This is a genomic window from Lacinutrix sp. MEBiC02595, assembly GCF_053601555.1.
The window spans coordinates 411,796-428,668 of the sequence record NZ_JBSHNU010000246.1; the positions used below are offsets into that span (position 1 = coordinate 411,796).

Annotated in this window: 15 protein-coding genes; 7 read left to right on the forward strand and 8 right to left on the reverse strand. The window is 32.2% G+C overall.

What is annotated here, in order from left to right; translation table 11 throughout:
* Nucleotides 1–127: 127 nt before the first annotated feature.
* Both ACVCZW_RS19240 and ACVCZW_RS19245 read right to left on the reverse strand, forming a co-directional pair.
* Nucleotides 128–1,279, reverse strand: a complete 1,152-nt coding sequence (locus tag ACVCZW_RS19240) for a chorismate-binding protein (protein ID WP_452233219.1) — start codon at nucleotides 1,277–1,279, stop codon at nucleotides 128–130.
* An 18-nt stretch (nucleotides 1,280–1,297) separates the two neighbouring features.
* Nucleotides 1,298–1,723: a PaaI family thioesterase gene (locus tag ACVCZW_RS19245; protein ID WP_452227789.1), complete on the reverse strand. Its 426-nt coding sequence runs from the start codon at nucleotides 1,721–1,723 to the stop codon at nucleotides 1,298–1,300.
* A 41-nt stretch (nucleotides 1,724–1,764) separates the two neighbouring features.
* On the opposite strand from ACVCZW_RS19245, the gene ACVCZW_RS19250 reads away from it, so the two are divergent.
* Together ACVCZW_RS19250 and ACVCZW_RS19255 are read left to right on the forward strand one after the other, a co-directional pair.
* Nucleotides 1,765–2,400: an alpha/beta hydrolase gene (locus tag ACVCZW_RS19250; protein WP_452233220.1), complete on the forward strand. Its 636-nt coding sequence runs from the start codon at nucleotides 1,765–1,767 to the stop codon at nucleotides 2,398–2,400.
* Nucleotides 2,401–2,433: 33 nt separating this feature from the next.
* Complete coding sequence (locus ACVCZW_RS19255; RefSeq protein WP_452233221.1) at nucleotides 2,434–3,009, forward strand: GNAT family N-acetyltransferase; 576 nt, start codon at nucleotides 2,434–2,436, stop codon at nucleotides 3,007–3,009.
* A gap of 104 nt (nucleotides 3,010–3,113) precedes the next feature.
* On the opposite strand, the gene ACVCZW_RS19260 is transcribed toward ACVCZW_RS19255, so the two are convergent.
* The gene (locus ACVCZW_RS19260; RefSeq protein WP_452233222.1) at nucleotides 3,114–4,871 is read right to left on the reverse strand and encodes a serine hydrolase; all 1,758 of its coding nucleotides are present in this window, start codon (nucleotides 4,869–4,871) and stop codon (nucleotides 3,114–3,116) included.
* Nucleotides 4,872–5,047: 176 nt separating this feature from the next.
* On the opposite strand from ACVCZW_RS19260, the gene ACVCZW_RS19265 reads away from it, so the two are divergent.
* Complete coding sequence (locus ACVCZW_RS19265) at nucleotides 5,048–7,111, forward strand: DUF3857 domain-containing transglutaminase family protein (RefSeq protein ID WP_452233223.1); 2,064 nt, start codon at nucleotides 5,048–5,050, stop codon at nucleotides 7,109–7,111.
* Nucleotides 7,112–7,117: 6 nt separating this feature from the next.
* On the opposite strand, the gene ACVCZW_RS19270 is transcribed toward ACVCZW_RS19265, so the two are convergent.
* Nucleotides 7,118–8,065, reverse strand: coding sequence for an NAD(P)H-dependent flavin oxidoreductase (locus ACVCZW_RS19270; protein ID WP_452233224.1), 948 nt, complete (start codon nucleotides 8,063–8,065; stop codon nucleotides 7,118–7,120).
* Nucleotides 8,066–8,396: 331 nt separating this feature from the next.
* On the reverse strand, nucleotides 8,397–10,301 hold the full coding sequence (gene dnaK / locus ACVCZW_RS19275; RefSeq protein ID WP_452227784.1) for a molecular chaperone DnaK: 1,905 nt from the start codon (nucleotides 10,299–10,301) through the stop codon (nucleotides 8,397–8,399).
* A gap of 167 nt (nucleotides 10,302–10,468) precedes the next feature.
* Between dnaK and ACVCZW_RS19280 the strand changes: the two genes are divergently transcribed.
* From ACVCZW_RS19280 to ACVCZW_RS19295, 4 genes are all read left to right on the forward strand, one after another.
* Nucleotides 10,469–10,969, forward strand: coding sequence for a hypothetical protein (locus ACVCZW_RS19280; RefSeq protein ID WP_452227783.1), 501 nt, complete (start codon nucleotides 10,469–10,471; stop codon nucleotides 10,967–10,969).
* 53 nt (nucleotides 10,970–11,022) lie between these two features.
* On the forward strand, nucleotides 11,023–12,444 hold the full coding sequence (locus tag ACVCZW_RS19285; RefSeq protein ID WP_452227782.1) for an L-serine ammonia-lyase: 1,422 nt from the start codon (nucleotides 11,023–11,025) through the stop codon (nucleotides 12,442–12,444).
* A 246-nt stretch (nucleotides 12,445–12,690) separates the two neighbouring features.
* Nucleotides 12,691–13,509: a 3-methyl-2-oxobutanoate hydroxymethyltransferase gene (gene panB / locus ACVCZW_RS19290; RefSeq protein WP_452227781.1), complete on the forward strand. Its 819-nt coding sequence runs from the start codon at nucleotides 12,691–12,693 to the stop codon at nucleotides 13,507–13,509.
* A gap of 45 nt (nucleotides 13,510–13,554) precedes the next feature.
* Nucleotides 13,555–14,265, forward strand: coding sequence for an RluA family pseudouridine synthase (locus ACVCZW_RS19295; protein WP_452227780.1), 711 nt, complete (start codon nucleotides 13,555–13,557; stop codon nucleotides 14,263–14,265).
* A gap of 265 nt (nucleotides 14,266–14,530) precedes the next feature.
* On the opposite strand, the gene ACVCZW_RS19300 is transcribed toward ACVCZW_RS19295, so the two are convergent.
* The 3 genes from ACVCZW_RS19300 to ACVCZW_RS19310 form a co-directional block, all read right to left on the reverse strand.
* Nucleotides 14,531–15,346: a sensor histidine kinase gene (locus tag ACVCZW_RS19300; RefSeq protein WP_452233225.1), complete on the reverse strand. Its 816-nt coding sequence runs from the start codon at nucleotides 15,344–15,346 to the stop codon at nucleotides 14,531–14,533.
* 9 nt (nucleotides 15,347–15,355) lie between these two features.
* Nucleotides 15,356–16,057: a hypothetical protein gene (locus tag ACVCZW_RS19305; RefSeq protein ID WP_452233226.1), complete on the reverse strand. Its 702-nt coding sequence runs from the start codon at nucleotides 16,055–16,057 to the stop codon at nucleotides 15,356–15,358.
* Between the two features lie 92 nt (nucleotides 16,058–16,149).
* Entirely contained in the window at nucleotides 16,150–16,872 is a 723-nt protein-coding gene (locus ACVCZW_RS19310) for a hypothetical protein (protein WP_452227777.1), read from the reverse strand.
* Nucleotide 16,873 lies beyond the last annotated feature (1 nt).

The following is a 16,873-nucleotide window of genomic DNA, read 5'->3' on the forward strand; positions in this document are numbered from 1 at the left end:
TGGGAATCTTTTTAAATTAAGAAAAAAGCGATATACAAATGTAAGTTTTTGCTACTAATACCCGATTATATTTTGGTTTTATATTTTTCAGTATTAGCTAAAAAACACGGATAGATTCTTGCTTGGACTACAAAACAGCCTTCATTGTTTCCGTTTTATTTACGGTTTCCTGCCATTCGTTTTCTGCAATAGAGTCCTTCGTAATTCCACCACCAACATATATACTTGCTTTTATATCTGTTAACTGCATACAACGCAAATTCACATACAAGTTAGATACCGTTTTAATGGCCGAATATGCGTTATTTTCTACATTCCTGCGGTTGGTATTTCTTGCTGTTATTTCTTTACTATTTATTTCGCCTAAAAAACCCGTATAAAATTCTCGATTATAGTTTTCATTTTCTAAAATAAATTCCTTCGCAGCCATTTTTGGTAATCCGCAAACAGCTGGTGTTGGATGCAAAGCCATTACAACCTCTTTTAAATTGGCGTTTAAAATACCAGAAACCCGAGTCCTTATGTGTAGTAAATTCCCTGCCTTTATAGTTTCTGTATCTGCTACCTTGATATTACTTACCGAAGTCTCTAAACTAGAAATTAAATAATCGGTTACTAACTGTTGTTCTTCCGTTTCTTTAGCTTCCCAATTTGGATTATCGTCTCCCAAATAAGCTTGTGTTCCTGCTAAAGCCATAGTTGTAAACCTATTTCCGGTTACACTTAATAAGGTTTCTGGTGTAGCTCCAAGCCATAAACCAATTTTTGGGTGATACCAACAATACACAAAAGCGTTTTGGTATTGTGCTAATAAGCGTTTAAAAAGTTGCAGCGGATTACTTTCAATAAGCTTTACTTCTTCTTTTCTAGAAACGACTACTTTTTTTAAGCTCTTTATTTCAATTGCTTGAATTGCATTGGAAACCAAATCAACATGAAATTCTTGTGCTTCTTTTAATACACTTTCTTCTTGCTGCTGAATTTCGCTTTTTTCTTGTACATCTTCCGTTATAAATTCTGAAATAATAAAACTAGACTCCAATGTTTCCGAAGCTGAAAACGGCATTAAAATCGTTTGCTTTTTGCTATTGAAAGGTGCAAAGACAAAACCACTTTCCGTTAGATCTTTAGAAGTATACACCGAATCATTATTTTGAAAAATCCCTTTTAAAACGGAAGCTTTCGGTTTACGGTACAGCACAAAAGGCAAAGCATCGTCAAAATGATTCTGGGCAATTTCTAAAAAATCGGAGGTTTGCATAAATACTATGTGTTTCATTTCCGTGAAAACGGAAACCTATTTCTTTTTAGGTAATGAGATGGTAGATAGTCTACAAATTGACACCAAATTATCCTGATCATCTGTAACTCTAATATCTAATAATTGTGTCGTTCTTCCTTTGTGCAAAAAAGTAGCTTTTGCGTATACAAAACCTTCGGTCACACTTTTTAAATGATTTGCTGTAATCTCTAAACCACGAACAAATTTATTTTCAGTATCCATAAAAACATGTGAAGCAAAACTACCTACACTTTCTGCTAAAGCAGCAGTTGCTCCTCCATGTAAAACACCATCTGGTTGATATACTCTAGAATCTACAGGCATTCTTGCTACTAAAAAATCTTCGCCATAGTCTACCATTTCAATATTTAAGGTTTCCATTAAGGTGTTTTTACTCGCAGCATTTGCTTTTGCTAGGACGCTTTCTTTAGATAATTGCATATAAATAATGTATTTTTATTGTCGGATTGTAAAAGTACAAAATGAATTTAGAAGAAAAAGAAATTTCATACACAACTACCAATAGTTATGCTACTTTAAATAAGTTAACCGACAAAACTAAAAACGTCTGGTTTGTTTGTCATGGAATGGGTTATTTAAGTAGATATTTTTTAAGATATTTTGAAGGATTAAACAAAGACGAAAACTATATTATTGCACCACAAGCACAGAGCAAATTCTATAGCGCCCCAAAATTCAAACATGTTGGAGCAAGTTGGTTAACTAAGGAAAATACCATAAAAGAAACGGAGAACGTTATGCGTAATTTGGATGCAGTTCTTGAAGCAGAAAATGTTCCAAACGATGTAAACCTCATCTTTTTAGGATACTCACAAGGTGTTAGCATTGTTACGCGTTTTGTTGCTAGACGAAAATTACAATGTGCGCAATTAGTTTTACATTCTGGAGGAATACCAAAAGAAATAGAACCTAAAGATTTTGATTTTTTTAATGCTAAAGTATCTATGATTTATGGTACCGAAGACGAATATTTAAATGAAGAACGCATTACACAGGAAACCCAAAGAGCAAAAGAATTATTTGGTGATCATTTGCATATCCTTCCTTTTGAAGGAAAACATATTGTTAATGTCCCATTGATAAATGGATTGGTTTAATTAAAAATATTTTCGCTTTCGCGGAAAGCACACATGAAAGCACAAACCTTAGAAAACGAACATGTAAAACTTAGTCTTTTAGACTTGAGTAATTACGAACATTTAGCAACAATTGCTAGAGAAAAGGATTTAGTATTCTACTCACCTAGTGCAATTTCAACTCCTGCAAAATTAAAAGCATATGTACAACAAGCTGTAGATAGTTATTACCAAAAAACCGCAATTCCTTTTATAATTTACGATAAGAAAAAACAAGCCTATGCAGGATGCACAAGGTTTGGCTTAATAAATTATAAAAATAAAGTACTGCATATTGGTTGGACATGGATTGGTGCAGATTTTCAAGGTTCTGGATTGAATATGCAAATGAAATTTTTAATGCTTCAATATGCTTTTGAAACTTTAGCCTTTGATAAAGTAGAGTTTCGAGTGGATGCGCGCAATATAAAATCTAGAAAAGCTGTTGAAAAAGTTGGAGGAATTCTTGAAGGCCTTTTACGAAAAGACACTTTAATGCTAGATGGTTTTAAACGCAGCACTTGCTGTTATGGCATCTTAAAAGAAGAATGGTCAGCAATAAAAGCTAGTATTTTTAAAGATTTCGTTTAATGGATTATTTTCTAGATTTGCCAAAAACATATAAAACCTAGTTATTACAAATAAAAAAACCCTCGAATATTTTCAAGGGTTTTTACTATTTAAAAATGTTTGTTTTACATTTTCTTACCTACCATTTCTCTTCCTCCTTGCAAAAGGGTTACACTTTCTATTTCTCCTGAAGCATTTTTATTAAACGTTAATTGTGCTGCAACTACTTTTAAATAAAACACGTTATCTGATTTTGGAAAAATAGCAACCATACTTTGTCCTGTTGCTTGTGTATTTAATTGACTTCCATCTTTGGTTACTTTAAGTATAAATCCTGGAGCAAGTTCGTAATCCCCAACATAACTTTGTAAAATACTATCTGCTACAACTACTTCTTTTTCTAAACCGGAAACGTCTGCTCCTAACTTCTTTAGGTAATCGATACCATTCTGGTTATTTGGGTTTATTTCTACCGATTTTTTATAATTTACAATTGCTTGTTCTTTGTTTCCTTGAGTCATTAAAGCTTCGGCATAACTGTCATACGCATTAAATGATTTTGGAAATTCATCCACAATAAGTTTAAAAACAGTAATTGCTTGGTCTACTTTTTCCGATTGTAATAATGTATAACCTATGTTATTCATATCGCTTTCGTTTAAACTATAATCATTAGAAGATTTAATGGTATTATAGTAGATTATAGCAGCATCTATTCCTTTCGATTCTATTGCATTGGCAAAAGCAGTAGCCACTGATTTCTTAGGGAAATCATAGGATTTATTATATAAAATTCCGCGAATAGCTCTAGCCATTTCACTAAGTGGTGCGCCTCCAGTATTATTTAATAGTACGATTAAAGACTTATCCGATGGCACTCTAGTAATTAAGGTATTAAATCCGTTAATTCCTCCGCCATGACTTATTGCTTCCACACTTTCTTCTGTGTTTCCTATCGATTCACTTCCAATAAACCAACCATAACCATAATGTCCGTTTCCGGCTTTAATATGTTCTCCAAAAAACAGATCCATAGATGCTTTAGAAAGAAGTTGGTTAGTATATAAAGCTTGATCCCAAAGGTATAAGTCTTCCGCTGTAGCGTATAAAGATCCTGCAGCATACGGAATAGACATGTCTAAATAACTAGCATTTACAAAATCGCCGCCTTGTTTCTCATAACCTGTTGCTCTATGCTTTAAAATGGTTGCATGATGATCAAATCCGGAACCTTTCATCTGTAAAGGTGTGAAGATCTTTTCTTGTAACATTTGCTCGTAGGACTTTCCCGAAATTTTTTCAATTAAAACCCCTAAAAGAAAATATCCAGAATTACTATAGCTAAATTGTTCTCCTGGAGTGAAATCTAAATCCATTTCAGAAAACTCTTTAACAAACGCCGTTGGTGTATACGGATCTCTACTTTTATTTTTGAAAAAATCTGGAAACGAGGTGTAATTAGGTATTCCAGAAGTATGTGTTAATAAGTGATGTGTCGTTATTATATCTCCGGTTGCATTTGGATAATCTGGAAGATACTTTGTTATAGGAGCATGCAAATCTATTTTGCCAGCTTCTGCTAATTGAAGAATTAACATCCCTGTAAATTGTTTAGAAATAGAACCTAACCGGTGTTTGGTAACTGAAGTATTTGGAATATCCCATTCCATATTAGCAAACCCGAAGCCCTTTTTATAAATAATCTTCCCTTTTTCTGCTATTAAAACAGAACCATTAAAGGATTTATATTCGGTGTATGTATTAATTAATTTGGTTATTTGCGCCTCTTTAACTTGACCAAAAGTTACTTGGACAAAAAATAATAAAGCAAATACGATAAAAGCATTGGTTTTACGAGAATGGTGTTTGGATTGTTTTTTCATGATGATTGTTTTTGATTGATTAAAAACATAGGACGCCTAACAGTGCCAATAAGTTACAACAAAAACGAAACATTTTATAGAAACACTGATTTTATGCTTAAAGAAATCCGTTCTATAGCATTCTTAATTTTTTGGTTTAAACTTAAAATAGCATCTTTGCTTTTAAAATCTATACTTTGAAAAACATACTTACCCTACTATTTTTAGTCTTTTTCTCAAACAACGCTGTTTCCCAAATAAAAGTTACAACTAAAGAAAATCCTTCGTGGTTGATTAATCACGATTATAGTACAACTCCTAATATTAATTACGACGATTTATCGGATGGTACCTTAATGTTACTTGCAGATTATCAAGTACACATACCAACGCAGCAATATTACTATAGGTTTACAACCAAAATAACAGATAATGTTGGTATACAATCTGCTTCCAATATTAATGTATCCTATGACCCATTATATCAAAAATTAATCTTTCATAAACTAACTATAACCAGAGATAACAAAATTATAAACAAATTGAATGCCAATGACTTTCAAGTTATTAGAAGAGAGTTAAATGCGGAAAATTATTTATATGATGGCTCTCTTAGCGCCATGATTAACCTATCGGATGTAAGAACCAATGATATAATAGATTGCAGTTATTCTATTATTGGGTTTAATCCTATACATAACAACAAATACAGTGATATCTTTTATTTAAGTGATAATGTACCAATAGGAAAAATTCATGTGGCATTATTCACAAAAAACGATATAAATTATAAAACCATCAATACAGATATTGAACCAGAAATAAGCGTTAAAAATGGTTTAAACAATTACCAATGGTCTGTTAACACCCCTGAAAAATTTGATTATGAAGATGCTATTCCTGCCTGGAAAATGACCTATCCTACTCTAGTAATTAGTGATTATGACAGTTGGGAAGAAGTTGTTCATTGGGGAAATAGCACCTACAATTCTAATTACAAAATAGACAAAACACTAGCATTAGAAATAAATAAAATAGACGAGAAATATAAAACAGAAGGTGAAAAAATTAAAGCTATTTTAAATTTTGTTCAAAATGACATTAGATATTTAGGATATGAGCTTGGTATAGGAAGTTATAAACCCAACAGTCCTAATAAAGTTTTTAAACAACGATTTGGTGACTGTAAAGATAAAAGTTTGCTAATGGTTACTATGTTGAATACGTTAGGGATTGAGTCTTATCCTATGCTTTTAAACACCTATTTAAAACATACTATTAAAGAAGAGCTTTTGCCTTCTCCTATCTTTTTTGATCATTGTGTAGTAAAAGTTATCGATGGAGCAGAAAACATTTTATATTATGATCCTACTTCTACAAATCAAGGAGGAACTTTTAAAAACACACATTTTCCAAATTATGAATTTGGTTTAGTTCTAAAACCAGGAGTTACCGATTTTGATACCATAACTTCTAAATCTTCTAATGTGGTTACTACAAATGAAGAATACATTCTGGAAGATATAAACAAAGGAGCTATACTAAATGTTATTACCACGTATACCGATGGAGAAGCTGATAATATGCGGAATTATTTTAAAAATAACGGTATAAATTCGATTTCTAAGGAATATGAAGATTTCTATTCTAATTATTATTTTAATATAAAATCTACTAAGAAGCCAGAGTTTACAGATAATTTAATTGCAAACGAATTTACCACTTTTGAAGCGTATAAAATGGATAGTATTTGGAGTCCTATGCAATATAAAGAAGACCATATTTCTACCTCTTTTACTCCAGCAAGTCTTATTGGTTTATTATACATACCAACAAAGGAAAACAGAAAATATGAAGTAGACTTAGCCTATCCGGTTTCTAGACAACATAATTTTAAAATAAAACTTCCTGAACCATGGAATATTGAAAATATGAATGAACTAGTAAGCTCTGATATTTTTTATTACGACTGGGAAGTGAAATACAATAAAAAGAAAAATGAAGTAGATGTTAAGCAATACCTGAAAATTCAGAATAGCTATATAAAACCAAATGAATTTAAGCAATATCAAAACGATATAAACAAGGCTGATAAATCTTTTGGATTTACTCTTTTCATACCCAAAGACAACATTAGCTCTGGTTATTCTTCCATAAACCCAATGTCAAATAATGTATTTAAGTTCCTGTTTTTCTGGCTTATTCTAGCTATACTAACAGTGCTAATTATTTGGTTTTATTATAAACGTAAAAAGAACTAATTCTAATTAATGCGTTAAATTTCTAACAATTTCTATAGTAGGCAAAATCTCTTTCGTGTATTCTATACTTGGTCCTGCTACCCAAACGGTTTTGTAGGTCGCCTTTGTTGCAGCATTTTCTGCAGCTTTCATACCAATAGAAAAACGAACCATTTTAACCCATTTTTTTAATTTCTTATTTTTATTTAGAACCGTTTCTAACCACGTTTGTTTGGTTCCTATTTTCTCTACATAAGGCGTATTTATCACGGTACATGGCGTTCCAGAAATACGTTCTGTCATCACAATATCTTTCTCTCCATAATCTACACAAGCCTGTTTATACTCTTGCGTTACTCCAGCTTCTATAGATGCTATAAACGGACTACCAACAGAAACTCCTGCCGCGCCATAGCTTAACATTTTATCTATATCTGCCTTACAACCTACTCCACCTGCAGAAATTACAGGAATATCTAAAGCGGTACTTAATTGGTTGGTTAATTCCTCTGGAGATAAGTTACCTCGATGTCCGCCAGCTTGATTGTTCACCGCAATAGCAGCATCTGCTCCTAATTCTGCTACTTTTTTTGCAAAACGTAAATCGGTAACATCACAAAAAACTTTTATACCTGCTTTGTGCGCTTGATTTATGGTTTCTTCTGGACTCCCTAAAGAGGTGATAATAAAATCACAACCTTCCTCACAAATTACACGTAATTGTTCTTTATATTTTATGTTTGATTTATTTACAATCAAATTGAAACCAAAAGAACCACCTACTACTTTATTCGCTTTTAATTCTTTTAAAGCAGCTCTTAACTCTTCTAAAGTTCTATAATTAAGTGCTGGAATACAACCTGCAATTCCTCCTTTCATTGCCTCTGTTACCATGGCAACATTAGAGACCAAAAACATTGGCGCTTGAATTATTGGATACTTTATATTTAAGAGTTGTGTAAGTTTGGTTTCCATATCAATTTTCCACAAAAGTGGTTGTCTTATTTTATTAAACTGAAAATTCTATTCGTTCCATTCCTAACAAAGGTTTTGGAATAGCTTCGCAAATATAATAATAAATTTATTATGCACGCATAGTTTATTTTGATTTGTATAAAACAAAAAACGCAATCAAATTAATGATTGCGTTTTTAATATTAAGCTAAACCTCTTGAGATCCCAAAATGAATTTGGGATAAGCGATTCACACCATTTTCATTTTATGAAAATTGGTTCTCTGAGATGCCCACCTTCGTCGGCATAAGCGATTCACACCATTTTCATTTTATGAAAATTGGTTCTCTGCTTATTTTACTTCTTCGAAGTCTACGTCTTCTACGTCGCTTTCTTCTTTAGAATCTGTTCCAGCGTTTGCATCAGGAGCTCCTTCTGCTCCACCTTGTGCATCTGCTTGTGCTTTATACATTTCTTCGCTAGCCACTTTCCAAGCTTCGTTTAAAGTATCTAAAGCTGGAGAGATTACCGCTACATCTTTAGTTTCGTATGCTTTTTTAAGTTCTTCTAAAGCTGCTACTACTGGTGCTTTTTTATCTTCTGATATTTTATCACCAAATTCTGCTAATTGTTTTTCCGTTTGGAAAATCATAGAATCCGCTTCATTTAATTTTTGAGCGTTTTCTGCTGCTTTAGCATCTGCTTCTGCATTTTCTTCTGCATCTGCTTTCATTTTCTTAATTTCTTCTTCTGTTAATCCAGAAGATGCTTCAATACGAATATCTTGTGTCTTACCAGTAGCTTTATCTCCTGCAGAAACTTTAATAATTCCGTTTGCATCAATATCAAATGTTACTTCAATTTGAGGAGTACCACGTTGTGCTGGTGGAATTCCGTCTAAATGAAAACGTCCAATCGTATTATTATCTGCGGCCATAGATCTTTCTCCTTGTAGTACATGAATTTCTACGGAAGGTTGGTTATCTGCTGCTGTTGAGAATACTTGACTTTTCTTTGTAGGAATCGTTGTATTTGCTTCAATAAGTTTTGTCATTACATTACCCATTGTTTCAATACCAAGAGATAAAGGTGTTACATCTAAAAGTAATACATCTTTAACATCTCCAGATAAAACTCCTCCTTGAATTCCTGCTCCTAAAGAAACAACTTCATCAGGATTTACACCTTTACTTGGTGTTTTTCCGAAGAATTTCTCTACCGCTTCTTGTACTGCTGGAATACGTGTTGATCCACCAACTAAAATTACTTCGTCAATATCAGATTTTGATAAACCTGCTGCTTTTAAAGCGGTTTGACAAGGCTCAATAGTACGTTTTACTAAATCGTCAATTAATTGCTCGAATTTAGCTTTCGTTAATGTTCTAACTAAATGCTTAGGTCCTGAAGCTGTAGCTGTAACGTATGGTAAGTTTATCTCCGTTTGTGCAGAAGATGATAATTCAATCTTCGCTTTTTCTGAAGCTTCTTTAATACGTTGTAAAGCCATTGGGTCTTTACGTAAGTCAATACCTTCTTCAGCATTAAACTCATCTGCTAACCAATCAATAATTTTTTGATCTACATCATCTCCTCCTAAATGCGTATCTCCATCTGTAGAAAGCACTTCAAATACACCATCTCCTAATTCTAAGATAGATACATCATGTGTTCCTCCTCCAAAATCAAATACTACTATTTTTTGGTCTGTTCCTTTTTTGTCCATACCATAAGCTAAAGCTGCTGCTGTAGGCTCGTTGATAATACGACGTACTTTTAAACCTGCAATTTCACCAGCTTCTTTAGTTGCTTGACGTTGTGCATCGTTAAAATAAGCAGGAACAGTAATTACTGCTTCTGTTACTGTAGTACCTAAATAGTCTTCAGCCGTTTTCTTCATTTTTTGAAGAATCATAGCAGATAATTCTTGAGGCGTGTATAAACGACCATCAATATCCACACGTGGTGTGTCATTATCTCCTTTTACCACTTTATATGGTACACGTTCTGCTTCTTTTTTAGATTCAGAATATTTGTTTCCCATAAAACGTTTAATAGAATAAACCGTTTTAGTTGGGTTTGTAACTGCTTGACGTTTTGCTGGATCACCAACTTTAATTTCTCCGCCTTCTACAAAAGCGATAACAGAAGGTGTTGTTCTTTTACCTTCTGCGTTTGGGATTACAACTGGTTCGTTACCTTCCATTACAGAAACGCAAGAGTTGGTTGTTCCTAAATCGATTCCAATAATTTTACTCATAATTATATTTTTTGTGTGTTGAAATTTATTTTTATTTGTCATGTATAAGTCAAGGATTATGCCAATACAATATGACTGACACGATGTCATAAAATACTTAAATCATTAAATTATGCTTTTTTAACAATTAATATTAAAAGTGATTTGTAACTTTAAACAAAAAACTTATGAAAAAGATTGTATCGATATTATTCGTATTTGCATTAATATTAACTTCTTGCCAGGGCGAAGATGGTCTTGATGGGCAAGATGGAGGGATTTTTGTTGCTAGTGCTTTTGAAATTGAAATTGATTTTAACAGTACTAATAATTATGAATATTTTGAAGATTATGGCTTTCAAGTATATCCTTCAGATGTGACATTGGTTTATATTTTATGGCCAGGAACAGACGGACAAAATGCATGGAGATTAATGCCACAACAAGTTACTTTTGATGAAGGTACTACCAATGAAAGTATTTTAATTTACAATTATGATTTCACACAAACAGATGTTCGATTCTTTTTAGATGGTACGGTAAACTTGAATGCTATAGATTCTGGTTGGACTCAAAATCAACTTTTTAGAGTAGTTGTTGTTCCTGCAGATGATGTGGACGCTGTAGACACCTCTAATATAGAAGCTGTAATGAAAGCAAATAGTATAGAAGCTTTTGAAAAAAAGTAAGTTTCTTACCCTACAAAATGTATATTTACGCCAACTTTAAAAGGTTATTGTAAATGGAATGTATTTCAGTTTTTGATATGTTAAAAATTGGTGTTGGACCTTCAAGTTCCCACACTTTAGGTCCTTGGCGTGCAGCAGAACGATGGATCAAAGAATTAAAAGCAAATAACACTTTTGAGAAAGTGGAAAGTATTCAAGTCGATCTTTATGGCTCTTTATCTTTAACAGGAAAAGGGCATGCTACAGATTATGCGGTAATGCTTGGCTTATGTGGATTGGATCCGGAAACGATTCCTACAGAAAATATTCCAGAAATAATTTCTACTATTAAAGAGACGAACACTTTATCTTTTAATAGCGAGAAGCCTGTTCCTTTTCATCCTTCGGAAGCTATTATATTCAACCGGAAATTTTTACCATTTCATTCTAATGGAATGGCATTTACAGCAATCATAGATGGCAAGAAAAAGAAGTCTACCTTCTACTCTATTGGTGGCGGTTTTGTGGTTAAAGAAGAACGTAGAAACTCGAAACGTAATTTTGAAATAAAATGTTCCTTTCCATATCCTATAGATAAAGGAACCGAGCTTTTACAGTTTTGTAAAAACTTAGAATTGCCAATTTCACAAGTCGTTTTAGAAAACGAAAAATCGATTCGCTCTTCGGAAGAAATTGACAAGGAATTACAACGTATTTGGGACACGATGTTAGAATGCATGTATCTTGGTTGTCATACGGAAGGAAATCTTCCTGGCGGATTAAATGTACGACGTCGCGCCTATGATATGCATCAAAAGCTAAAAGGCGAAAAACCGTATACCACACATGTAGAGTGGCTCTATTCTATTAGAAATACCGAAGTTAAGTTTCGACAAATATTAAAGTGGGTAAGTTGTTTTGCATTAGCTGTAAATGAAGTAAACGCGTCTTTAGGTCGCGTTGTAACAGCACCTACAAACGGAAGCGCTGGAGTAATCCCTGCCGTTTTAATGTATTATCTGGTTATTGAAAACCACGATGGTAATTTTGAAGACATCAAACGTTTTCTATTAGTTGCCGGAGAAATAGGAAGTATCTTTAAAAAAGGTGCGACCATTAGTGCTGCAATGGGAGGATGTCAAGCAGAAATAGGTGTGAGTTCTGCTATGGCTGCAGGTGCTTTAACGGAATTACTTGGTGGTACTCCAGAACAAGTATTGGTTGCCGCGGAAATTGCTATGGAGCATCACTTAGGTCTTACTTGTGATCCTATTGGTGGTTTAGTACAAATACCTTGTATAGAACGTAATGCAATGGGAGCAATTAAAGCTATTAATGCCGCAGAATTAGCCTTAGATACCGATCCTAACAATGTAAAAGTTCCTTTTGACAAAGTAGTGGCTACCATGTGGGAAACTGCTAAGGACATGAGTTCTAAATATAAAGAAACTAGTGAAGGTGGTTTGGCGGTTAGTGTTAATATGGCAGATTGTTAATTCAGTAATCAGCCATACCGCGTTAGCAATATGTAAACGAATCTTCTAACTCAAGTATTTTTACAGAGATATTTTTTTCTATAAAACAGAAAAAACTTGGAAAAGCGTGATAGCACTTGTTGCCATATTCTTGAATTTTCACTTAAAAGAATTGAAGATTAGCATTTTAAGACCTCTTAAAAGAAAAGTATAACAATATACACTTAATTTAGTACTTTTACATTCTATCAAACTAAACAAAAACAGATGTCTGTAGCAAAAAAGGAATACAAAAGAGTAACCGTAAAATCATTAGTCGATATGAAGAAGCATGGTGAGAAAATCTCTATGCTAACTGCTTACGATTATACCATGGCAAAAATTGTGGATGGTGCGGGAATTGATGTTATTTTAGTTGGTGATTCTGCAAGTAATGTCATGGCTGGGCACGAAACGACGTTACCTATTACTTTAGATCAAATGATTTATCATGCATCTTCGGTAGTTAGAGCAATACATAGAGCTTTAGTAGTTGTAGATTTACCTTTTGGTAGCTACCAAAGTGACCCAAAAGAAGCGTTGCGTTCTGCCATTAGAATTATGAAAGAATCTGGCGGTCATGCTGTAAAAATGGAAGGTGGAAAAGAAGTTAAAGAATCTATCAAAAGAATATTAAATGCAGGAATTCCTGTTATGGGGCATTTAGGTTTAACGCCTCAATCTATATATAAATTTGGTACGTATACAGTACGTGCTAAAGAAGAACAAGAAGCACAACAACTTAAAGATGATGCTTTAATGCTTGAAAAAGCGGGATGTTTTGCTATTGTTTTAGAAAAAATACCTGCTAAATTAGCAAAAGAGGTTGCAGCTAGTGTTTCTATTCCTGTTATTGGTATTGGCGCTGGAAATGGTGTGGATGGTCAAGTTTTGGTTACCCATGATATGATTGGTATGACACATGAATTTAATCCACGTTTTTTAAGACGATACATGAATTTATATGAAGAAATGACTACTGCCTTTACGCAATATGGAAATGACGTTAAGACTGGTGATTTCCCTAACGATGAGGAGCAGTACTAGTGTTCAGTGTTCAGTGTTCAGTAAATAAAAATTATTCAAGTATTTGTGGGAAGACCATCAGAAAAAATTTTATCTAATAAAAGTAATCTTCAAGTTATTTACGAAGACAATCACATTATTGTTGTAAACAAGCGTGCTGGAGATCTTGTACAAGGAGATAAAACGGGAGATAAACCATTAAGTGATGTGGTTAAAGAATATATTAAAGATAAATATAACAAACCTGGAAATGTATATTTAGGAACGGTACACAGACTAGACAGACCTACAACTGGGGTAGTGATTTTTGCTAAAACGAGTAAAGTATTACCGAGATTAAATAAACTTTTTGTTTCCAAAGATATTAGTAAAACGTATTGGGCAGTTGTAAAAAATGCACCGCCAAAAAATAGTGACACGCTAATACATTGGTTAAAAAAGAATCCGAAAAACAACAAATCTACAGCGTATATAAAAGAAGTTTCGGATAGCAAAAATGCAATTCTTCATTATAAAACATTAAAAAAATTAGATACTTATTATTTATTAGAAGTAAATCTAGAAACGGGAAGACACCATCAAATACGTTCGCAACTATCCACTATTGGTTGCGCTATAAAAGGCGATTTAAAATACGGATTTGACAGAAGTAATAAAGATGCAGGTATACATTTACATGCTAGAAAAATAGCGTTTACACATCCTGTTTCTAAGGAAGATATTAATATAACTGCTCCTTTACCAAAAGATCCTATTTGGGATGCTTGTACTCCATAAAAAAAAAGCGAACTTTATATCTCAAAAACAAATTCACTCTTTCTTTATAAAAAATATTTTGTCTTATTTTTTAAATATATCTGAATTATATACTAAAATTCACCTTCCTTTTTCTAAAGTACGGAGTTGGAATAGAAATACAAATTAAAATTCTGTGTTCGTTGGCTAGATGTAATTTGAGATGCTTGGATTGCATAAAACATAAAACTCCTTCCAACCTTGGAGACACCTTGCTTAAAGAAAGATTAAAAAAGGATACCGTCTATTAACTTTCTTTATGCAAAGGATAATTAATAATAAGCACAACACCTTCTCCTATTGTTGAAGCTAAGCTAAATGTAGCATTAATAAGTGCCGCTCTACTCTTCATATTTAATAGTCCAGACCCTTTTTCTGCAGTCTCAACATCAAAACCTTTACCATCATCACTAGCTTCAATTAGTAAACTTTCGTTTTGGTAATCTAAGATGATTTTTAAGTTTTTTGCTTCGGAGTATTTCACAGAATTAGACAAAAATTCTTGAAGAATTCTAAACATAATTATTTCATGCTTTTTATTTTCTATAGGAATCGTATTTCCTTTTACATGTAATTCTGCTTTCGTAAATTTCATTCGTTTTAATCTATCTAGTTCGTTCGTAATAGATTTTTCAAAACCAATATTTAATATAACTTCATTGTTAAGCGATTTAGAAAGGGAACGCACTTCCTTTAAACTCTCTCTAACAATATTTGTAGTCTCTCTAATATTCTCTTTCATATCTGAAGAAACTTGCGTGCCTAAAACACTTAATTGCATACTTGCTACCGATAAAAGTTGTCCAACATTATCATGTAATTCCCAACCTATATTTTTTAAAGTTTGTTCTTGTATTTCGGTTTGCGTTCTAGAGATCTCTTCGTCAAATACTTTTTGCTGTTTAATTTTATCTAGTAATAATTTATTTTTCCGTTTCTGAAAAACAATAAAAAAGAGAACGACTAACGAGGTTACAATTAACAAAACACCTACCATATAAATCAAAAGGTAACGTTCTGCACTTGTAGAAACTAGCGGGTCTTGTATTAAATTAAATAACATATAATTTGTTTAATGTTTTGGCTTGGAAACTATTAATCCTATAGCAAAACAAGAATACATAAAAATACTGGAAGCATAAATTAAAATACGATGCAAATAAACATAATGCATATCATTTGCATTATAATAGTCACTAAAAATACTTAAAGGCATGGTAATTAGCCACCAAATTAATATACTTGATGCAATATAAAAATTAATATCTCTATAAAAAGTTAATATTCTATTGGTTAACAAAATTTCTAAAAAAAACAGAATTACACTTCCTATAATTAAGACCGTATTAAGGTAGTCTAATATTACAAAACCAAAAGTGAAAAATTTATTATAATCCTTTACTATCCATATTACAGATAGCGCTATAAATGCAAATCTGCCATATTTTAAAAGGCTTTTAAATCGCTTTATTTTTAGTACTTTTTGAAAGTAGTAACTATAGAAAACAGCACTGGCAATAGTCCAAAAAATAGTGTAATACCAAAAATTATTATTCAAAAACTTATTATCTTTTGTCCATGCAAAAGACTCTAAAGCATTTAACTTAGGGTAATTCGCAATCAATTCCATAAGGAACACATAGATTAAAAAGTAAATAAAATACCTTGTATATGTATTTTTATATTTTTTTAAAGAGAAATATCCAATTCCAGCAGAAACAGCTAGTGCTGCATTTGCCATTATAGATAAAAAGTTCACTATTTCTGAAATCATGAATACTTTAATTTGGGTTTAGAAACAATCCCGTTTCCTTCAAACATTTCAAAAACAGATACCCAAAAAGGAAGTTTTTAAAGGAAAGTCCCTTATTTCTCAAAACCTTCTTTTTCATTTTCTGGCTTAGAAACTATTAGGCCTATAGTAAACGTTCCATACATAAAAAGTATAACCAATAAGTTAATACAACTTCTAAGGTTTATATAATCCGTATCCTTTGTATTGTAATACTGTTCATAAAATACTAATGGTGTTTTAATTAACCAAAACAGTAAGATGGCAACACTTATATAAAAAGTTAGTGATTTATAAAAGGTAAGAATTTTTTCGTTCTGCAAAATTTCAATGAAATAGAAACAAACACATTGTAAGATTATTATTCCTCCCATAATACTAATAATGGGAATTGGTTTTTTAAAAAAATCGGGTAAAGTAAATAAAATAATTAGGACAGAAATAAGCATAAAAACACTTAAAGATGTTTTTAGAATTCTTTTACTCCTTGCATTATGCAATACTTGTAAATAATACCAACCAAAAAAAACAATTGCTCCTATTTTCCAGCAAATGGTAAACCACCAGTAATTTCTTTCTAATAAGGTATTTTGTAGAAAGCTAAAAACTCCATCATTAGGAATTAAATAAGTGTATCTACCACAAATAACCATGAATATTACATAGACTAAAAAACAAATAAAATATTTAGCAGCGGTATTTGTAAACTTCTTAAATAACAAAAGTCCAGTTACAGCTGCTAATATTTCTATAAATAATATAAAAATTGATCTATTATCTATTAAATAATCAATCATT

Excerpts from the sequence above, each read along its gene's own strand:
- ACVCZW_RS19270 (WP_452233224.1), bottom strand. The coding sequence starts at position 8,065 with ATGGAAACCAAACTTACACAACTCTTAAATATAAAGTATCCAATAATT.
- ACVCZW_RS19255 (WP_452233221.1), top strand. The coding sequence starts at position 2,434 with ATGAAAGCACAAACCTTAGAAAACGAACATGTAAAACTTAGTCTTTTA.
- ACVCZW_RS19310 (WP_452227777.1), bottom strand. The coding sequence starts at position 16,872 with ATGATTGATTATTTAATAGATAATAGATCAATTTTTATATTATTTATA.
- ACVCZW_RS19250 (WP_452233220.1), top strand. The coding sequence starts at position 1,765 with ATGAATTTAGAAGAAAAAGAAATTTCATACACAACTACCAATAGTTAT.
- panB (WP_452227781.1), top strand. The coding sequence starts at position 12,691 with ATGTCTGTAGCAAAAAAGGAATACAAAAGAGTAACCGTAAAATCATTA.
- ACVCZW_RS19285 (WP_452227782.1), top strand. The coding sequence starts at position 11,023 with ATGGAATGTATTTCAGTTTTTGATATGTTAAAAATTGGTGTTGGACCT.
- ACVCZW_RS19300 (WP_452233225.1), bottom strand. The coding sequence starts at position 15,346 with ATGTTATTTAATTTAATACAAGACCCGCTAGTTTCTACAAGTGCAGAA.
- ACVCZW_RS19280 (WP_452227783.1), top strand. The coding sequence starts at position 10,469 with ATGAAAAAGATTGTATCGATATTATTCGTATTTGCATTAATATTAACT.
- dnaK (WP_452227784.1), bottom strand. The coding sequence starts at position 10,301 with ATGAGTAAAATTATTGGAATCGATTTAGGAACAACCAACTCTTGCGTT.
- ACVCZW_RS19260 (WP_452233222.1), bottom strand. The coding sequence starts at position 4,871 with ATGAAAAAACAATCCAAACACCATTCTCGTAAAACCAATGCTTTTATC.
- ACVCZW_RS19305 (WP_452233226.1), bottom strand. The coding sequence starts at position 16,057 with ATGATTTCAGAAATAGTGAACTTTTTATCTATAATGGCAAATGCAGCA.
- ACVCZW_RS19240 (WP_452233219.1), bottom strand. The coding sequence starts at position 1,279 with ATGAAACACATAGTATTTATGCAAACCTCCGATTTTTTAGAAATTGCC.
- ACVCZW_RS19245 (WP_452227789.1), bottom strand. The coding sequence starts at position 1,723 with ATGCAATTATCTAAAGAAAGCGTCCTAGCAAAAGCAAATGCTGCGAGT.